The 6,218-nt window shown below is 70.2% G+C and carries 6 protein-coding genes; 3 read left to right on the forward strand and 3 right to left on the reverse strand.

The window, feature by feature from the left end:
* Positions 1 to 705: MFS transporter (locus ACYVE7_RS27320; protein WP_460368534.1), on the forward strand; the 705-nt coding region annotated here is incomplete at its 5' end.
* A 124-nt stretch (positions 706 to 829) separates the two neighbouring features.
* The gene (locus ACYVE7_RS27325) at positions 830 to 2,104 is read left to right on the forward strand and encodes a glycosyltransferase family 87 protein (RefSeq protein WP_460368536.1); all 1,275 of its coding nucleotides are present in this window, start codon (positions 830 to 832) and stop codon (positions 2,102 to 2,104) included.
* A gap of 61 nt (positions 2,105 to 2,165) precedes the next feature.
* On the opposite strand, the gene ACYVE7_RS27330 is transcribed toward ACYVE7_RS27325, so the two are convergent.
* The 3 genes from ACYVE7_RS27330 to ACYVE7_RS27340 all read right to left on the reverse strand — a co-directional run bounded on the left by ACYVE7_RS27330 (position 2,166) and on the right by ACYVE7_RS27340 (position 5,251).
* Complete coding sequence (locus ACYVE7_RS27330) at positions 2,166 to 3,656, reverse strand: CoA-acylating methylmalonate-semialdehyde dehydrogenase (protein ID WP_460368538.1); 1,491 nt, start codon at positions 3,654 to 3,656, stop codon at positions 2,166 to 2,168.
* A complete protein-coding gene (locus ACYVE7_RS27335; protein ID WP_460368540.1) occupies positions 3,653 to 4,936 on the reverse strand; it encodes an aspartate aminotransferase family protein in 1,284 nt (427 codons plus the stop codon). Before ACYVE7_RS27335 ends, ACYVE7_RS27330 begins: the two co-directional genes overlap by 4 nt.
* Positions 4,937 to 5,020: 84 nt before the next feature.
* Positions 5,021 to 5,251 carry a 4a-hydroxytetrahydrobiopterin dehydratase gene (locus ACYVE7_RS27340; protein ID WP_460368542.1) on the reverse strand — a complete coding sequence of 77 codons (231 nt, stop codon included), beginning with the start codon at positions 5,249 to 5,251 and terminating at the stop codon, positions 5,021 to 5,023.
* 28 nt (positions 5,252 to 5,279) lie between these two features.
* On the opposite strand from ACYVE7_RS27340, the gene ACYVE7_RS27345 reads away from it, so the two are divergent.
* Positions 5,280 to 6,218 (forward strand): PucR family transcriptional regulator ligand-binding domain-containing protein (locus ACYVE7_RS27345; protein ID WP_460368543.1); only part of this gene is annotated, 939 nt, incomplete at its 3' end.

The raw sequence follows: 6,218 nt of genomic DNA on the forward strand, positions 1-6,218 counted from the left end.
CCGGCGCAGTCCACCGGCACCACGGTGCTGCTCGGCGCGGGTGCGGCGCTGCTGCTGGCCGGGTTCCTGGCCGCGCAGCGGGTGCTGCCGAACGCGCTGATGCCGCCCGCGATCTGGCGGGCGCCCGACCTCGCGGCGGCCAACATCGCGATGGCGCTGCTCGGGGCCGCGTGGATCCCGATGTGGTACTTCCTCAACCTCTATCTCCAGCAGGGCCTCGGGTTCGGGGCGTTCGAGAGCGGCGCGGCGCTGCTGCCGATGACCGGTCTGATGATGCTGCTGATGGTCGGCGTCACCGGGCGGCTGATCGGCCGGTTCGGCGCCAAGCGGCTGATCGTCGTCGGGCTGGGGCTGCCGGTGGCGGGGCTGGCGCTGCTGGCCAGCGCGGACGCGGACGGCCGGTACGTCACCGACGTCCTGCCGGGCTCGCTGGTCTCGGCGGTCGGCATGGCCCTGGTCTTCATTCCCGCGATGATCTCCGCGATGTCGGGGGCGCGGCCGCAGGAGGCGGGCCTGGCGTCCGGGATCGTCAACGTCACCTACCAGTTCGGCTCGGCGCTGGGGCTGGCCGTGGCCACCGCGCTGACCGCGGGGACCGGCGGATACTCACCGGCCTTCCTGGCGGCCGCCGCGGTGGCGCTGGGCGGCGGAGTGATCGCCGCGGTGACGCTGCGGAGCCCGGAGTCGGTCCCCGCGACCGTCTGACGCACCGTCCGGATCCGGCCGTCCCCCTGGGGGCGGCCGGATTTCTGCCGATGAAAAATCTCCAAGCGTTACCCATATCTGCGATTTGCCGGAAAGATATGCGTTCGTGAGTTCACGGGGGTCTTTGAAGCGGGTTCTGGTCACTTGGTCGCCGCTGCTGGCGACGGTGATCGTGGCGCTGGGCGCGTACGCGCTGAAAGTGCCGTGCGGTTCTCAGCATTTCTGGGGGACCGCCCACTGCCAGGACAGCTGGACGCGCTACACCGACGTCTCCGTCCTGTTCTGGGACCGCGGCCTCGCCGGCGACCTCACCCCCTACATCGAGAGCAGCGTCGAGTACCCCGTGGTCCTCGGCTGGTTCATGCAGGTCGCCAACCTCCTCGCGGGCCTGCTCACCGAGCCGGGCGGCGAGGGCTCCGCGGTCCGGGCCGGCACCTACTTCGATCTGACGGCCCTCGGCATGACCCTGCTGGCCCTGCTGACGGTCTACACGATCGGACGGGTCGCGGGCGCCCTGTCCACCCGCGCGCGCTGGATGCTCGTCGCCGCCCCGACCCTCCTGATGACCCTGTTCATCAACTGGGACATGCTGGCCGTGGCGCTGACGGTCCTGGCGCTGGCGGCCTGGCACGAGCGCGGCCATTTCGTCGCGGGAGTCCTGCTGGGCATGGCGATCGCCACGAAGTTCTATCCGATCGTGCTGTTCTGGCCGTTCCTGCTGCTCTGCTTCCGCGCCGGCCGGATGCGCGCGTTCGGCAGCCTGTTGGCCGGGGCGGTCGTCGCCTGGAGCCTCGCCAACATCCCGGTCGCGCTGGCGGCCACCGACAACTGGCTGACCTTCTACAAGCTCAGTTCGTCACGGGACGCCGACTGGGGTTCGATCTTCTACCTGCTCGACCACAAGAACCTCCTCAAGCTGGACCACGGCGAGCTCAACCTGGCCACCGCCGGGATCTTCCTGGCGCTCTGCCTGCTCATCGGCGCGATCGCCCTGACGGCCAAACGGCCGCCGCGCCTGTCGCAGCTCATGTTCCTGACGCTGGCGGCGTTCCTGCTCACCAACAAGGTCTGGTCGCCGCAGTACGTCCTGTGGCTGCTGCCGCTGGCGATCCTCGCCCGCCCGAAACTGCCGGCCTTCCTGCTCTGGCAGGCCGCCGAGATCGTCTACATCACCGGCATCTGGTGGTATCTGTCGCACATCCTCACCCCGCCGGGCGGCATCACCGAGCCGACCTACTTCTACGCCGTCCTCGCCCGCTTCGGCGCCGTCACCCTGATGTGCCTCCTGATCGTCCTGGACATCCTCCGCCCCACCACCGACCTGGTCCGCCGCCGCGGCGACGACGACCCCGCCGGCGGCATCCTGTCCGCCGATCCCCGCTACGGCCTCGCCCACTAGGGCAAGCGAAAGGCCCCGCGGCCACCCCAGGGGAAGGTGGGCGCGGGGCCTGGTCGCGGGGCTAGCCGTTGGTGGGGAAGCCCAGGTTGACGCCGCCGTGGGACGGGTCGAGCCAGCGGGCCGTGACGGCCTTGGTGCGGGTGTAGAAGTGGACGCCCTCGGTGCCGTGGGCGTGGCTGTCGCCGAACAGCGAGGCCTTCCAGCCGCCGAAGGAGTAGTAGGCCATCGGGACGGGGATCGGCACGTTGATGCCGACCATGCCGACCTCGACCTCGTTCTGGAAGCGCCGGGCGGCGCCGCCGTCGTTGGTGAAGATCGCGGTGCCGTTGCCGTAGGGGTTGGCGTCGAGCAGGGCCATCGCCTCGTCGAACGTCGAGACCCGCAGGACCGACAGGACGGGGCCGAAGATCTCGTCCCGGTAGCAGTCCATCTCGGCGGTGACGTGGTCGATCAGGGTGGGCTTGAGCCAGAAGCCGTCGCCCTCGGGCAGGCCCTCGCGGCCGTCCACGACGAGGGTGGCGCCCTGCTCGACCGAGGAGGTCAGGTAGGAGGCGACCTTGTCGCGGTGCACCTGGGTGACCAGCGGGCCCATGTCAGAGGTCGGGTCGTTGCCCGGGCCGGTCCTGAGGCCGTCGACCCGCTGCTTGATCTTGGCGATCAGCTCGTCGGCGATGGGCTCGACCGCGACCAGCGCGGAGATCGCCATGCAGCGTTCGCCGGCGGAGCCGAAGCCCGCGTTGACGGCCGCGTCGGCGGCCAGGTCGAGGTCGGCGTCGGGCAGGACCAGCATGTGGTTCTTCGCGCCGCCGAGCGCCTGGACGCGCTTGCCGTTGCGGGCCGCGGTCTCGTAGATGTACCGGGCGATCGGGGTCGACCCCACGAACGAGACGGCCTTGACGTCCGGGTGCTCCAGCAGCCCGTCCACGGCGACCTTGTCCCCGTGCAGGACGTTGAACACGCCCTCCGGCAGGCCCGCCTCGGCCCAGAGCTCAGCGATCTTGATCGCGGCGCTCGGGTCCTTCTCGGACGGCTTGAGCACGAACGTGTTCCCGCACGCGATCGCCACCGGGAACATCCACATCGGCACCATGGCCGGGAAGTTGAACGGGGTGATCCCCGCGACCACGCCCAGCGGCTGGAGGATCGAGTAGGCGTCGACCTTGGTCGAGACGTTCTCGGAGAACCCGCCCTTGAGCAGGTGCGGGATCCCGCAGGCGAACTCGACCACTTCGAGGCCGCGGGCGACCTCGCCGGCGGCGTCCGACTCGACCTTGCCGTGCTCAGCGGAGATGATCTTCGCCAGTTCGGCGGAGTCGCGGACCAGCAGCTCACGGAAGCGGAACAGGGTCTGCGCGCGCTTGGACAGCGACGCGTCGCGCCAGGCCGGGAACGCGGCCTTGGCGGCGGCGACGACCTCGTCGATCTCGGCCTGGGCGGCGAAGTCGACGGTGCCGGTGACCTGGCCGGTAGCCGGGTTGTAGATGTCGCCGACACGCTCGGACGTGCCGGTGAACGGCTTGCCGGCGATCCAGTGGGTGACGTGCTTGCTCATGCGAGGGCCTTCAGGGAGTCGACGAGGATGGCCAGGCCCTCACGGGCCTCGGCCTCGGTCAGGGTCAGCGGCGGCGCCATCCGCATGACGTTGCCGTACAGGCCGCCCTTGCCGCCGAGGAGGCCGCGCTGCTTGGTCTCCTCCATCATCTTCGCGGCGAGCGCCGGCGCCGGGGTGCCGGTCTCGGCGTCGACGAGCTCGATCGCGAACATCAGGCCCTTGCCGCGGACTTCGCCGACGAACGGCAGCTCCTTGGCGGCTTCGCGCAGGCCGTCGATGATGATCTGGCCGGTGCGGGCGGCGTTGGCCTGGAGGTTGTGGGAGAGCACGTAGTCGAGGGTCGCGTTGGCGGCGGCCATCGAGATCGGGTTGCCGCCGAAGGTGGCCAGGCCGATCGCGTGCGGGGCGTCCATCAGGTCGCCGCGGGCGACGACGCCGCCGACGGCGTAGCCGTTGCCGAGGCCCTTGGCGAAGGTCATCGCGTCGGGGGTGACGCCGTGGTTCTGGATGCCGAAGAAGTTCTGCCCTGTGCGGCCCCAGCCGGTCTGGACCTCGTCGGCGATGAACAGGATGCCGTGCTCGTCGAGGACTTCCTTGTAGGCGGCGAACAGGCCGTCGGGGGCCATGGTGAAGCCGCCGACGCCCTGGATCGGCTCGGCGATCAGCGCGGCGACGTCGCCGCCGGTCGCGGTCGCCAGCACGTGCCGGAGGTCCTCGACGCACACCTTGATGTAGTCGGAGTCCGAGAGCCGCGCGAACTGGGGCAGGTGGCGGTCGGCGCCGTGCAGGAAGTTGGTGGTGAACGGGCTGTACCCGTTGTTCTTCCACGCCCGGTTGGAGGTGACGGCCGTCGCGCCGAAGGACTTGCCGTGGTAGCTCTGGCGCATCGCCAGGACCTGGTTGCTCTTGCGGGCGTAGGTGGCCAGCAGCAGGGCCGCCTCGTTGGCCTCGGTGCCGGAGTTGGTGAAGAACACCTTGGCGTCCGGGATGCCGGACAGCCGGGCGATCTTCTCGGCGAGCTCCACCTGACCGCGGAGCAGGTACACGGTCGAGGTGTGCACGACCCCCGTGGCGATCTGCCGCTCCACGGCCTCGCGCACCTCGGCGACGTCATACCCGATCATGTTGGTCAGGATGCCCGCGAAGAAGTCGAGGTAGGTGTTGCCCTCGGCGTCGACGACGTGGTTGCCCTTGCCGCTGACGATCTCGATCGGCTGGTCGTAGTAGAGGGCCACCCAGTTGGGCATGACCGCCCGGTGGCGTGCGAGGAGTTCCGACATGCTCTGCAGTCTTCCCTGGTCAGCGTGGTCTGGGCCACTAGCGAACTGTCGGGGAAATCGGGAAAACGCTTACACTCTGTTCGATTAGACTGTGGTGAGACGGCGGGCCAGATCGTGGTCCTTGTCCGTCAGCCCGCCGGTGTCGTGGGTGGACAGGGTCAGGGTGACCTTGTTCCAGACGATGTGGATGTCGGGATGGTGGTTCGCCTCCTCGGCGACCGCCGCGACCCGGTTGACGAAGGTCATCGCCTCGGCGAAGTCCTGGAACACCCATTCCTTGATCAGTGCGCTGCCCGTCTCGGTCCAGCCGTCCATGTTCTTCCTCCTCGTAGGGTGCGATCCCATGCTTCCCACCTTGGCCGATGTTCTCAAACTCGACCCGGTACGGCGCGGTCAGCCGAGGGTCGTCGCGGGATCCGACCGGTTGGATTCCCGGATTCGGTGGGTTCATGTCGCCGAGGTCACCGACGTCGCCCATCTGCTGCGCGGCGGCGAGCTGGTCCTCACCACCGGCATCGCCCTGCCGGAGGAGGCGTCCAAGCTCCGCGAGTACGTCAAGAGCCTCGCCACGGTCGGCGTGAGCGGGCTGATGGTCGAGCTGGGCCGCCGCTACCAGGGCGATCTGCCGCCCGCGCTGGTCGCCGCCGCCGAGTCCGAGGGCGTCCCGGTGATCACGCTGGGCCGCGAGACCCTGTTCGTGGACGTCACCGAGGCCATCCACGCCCGGATCCTCGACGCCCAGCTCGAAGAGCTCCGCGCCTCGGAGCAGCTCCACGAGATCTTCACCCAGCTCTCCGTCGAGGGCGCCCCGCCCGCCGAGGTGGTGCGGCAGGTGGCGACCCTGGCCGGGCGGCCCGCCGTCCTGGAGAACCTGTCGCACCAGGTGCTCGCCGCCGACGCCGCGGGGCGCGACCCCGCCGAGCTCCTCAACTCCTGGGAGACCCGCTCCCGCGCCGTCCGCCCCGACGAGCGGACCACCTACGACGAGGCGTCCGGCTGGCTCGTGACGGTCGTCGGCGCGCCCGGCGAGGGCTGGGGCCGGTTGATCATCCTGCCGGAGACCCCGCCGACCCCTCGCGAGGTCGTCCTCATCGAACGCGCCGCCACCACGCTCGCGCTGGGCCGGCTCCTCGACCGGCACGAGGCGTCCCTGGAACGCCAGGCCCACGGCACGATCATCAGCGGGATCCTCGCCCACGCCTACTCCGACCCCCAGGAGGCCGCCGCCCGCGCCCGCGCGCTCGGCGTCCAGCTCTCGGGGCGGCGGCTGCTCGGCGCGGTG

The sequence above is a fragment of the Actinocorallia lasiicapitis genome, from assembly GCF_054778695.1.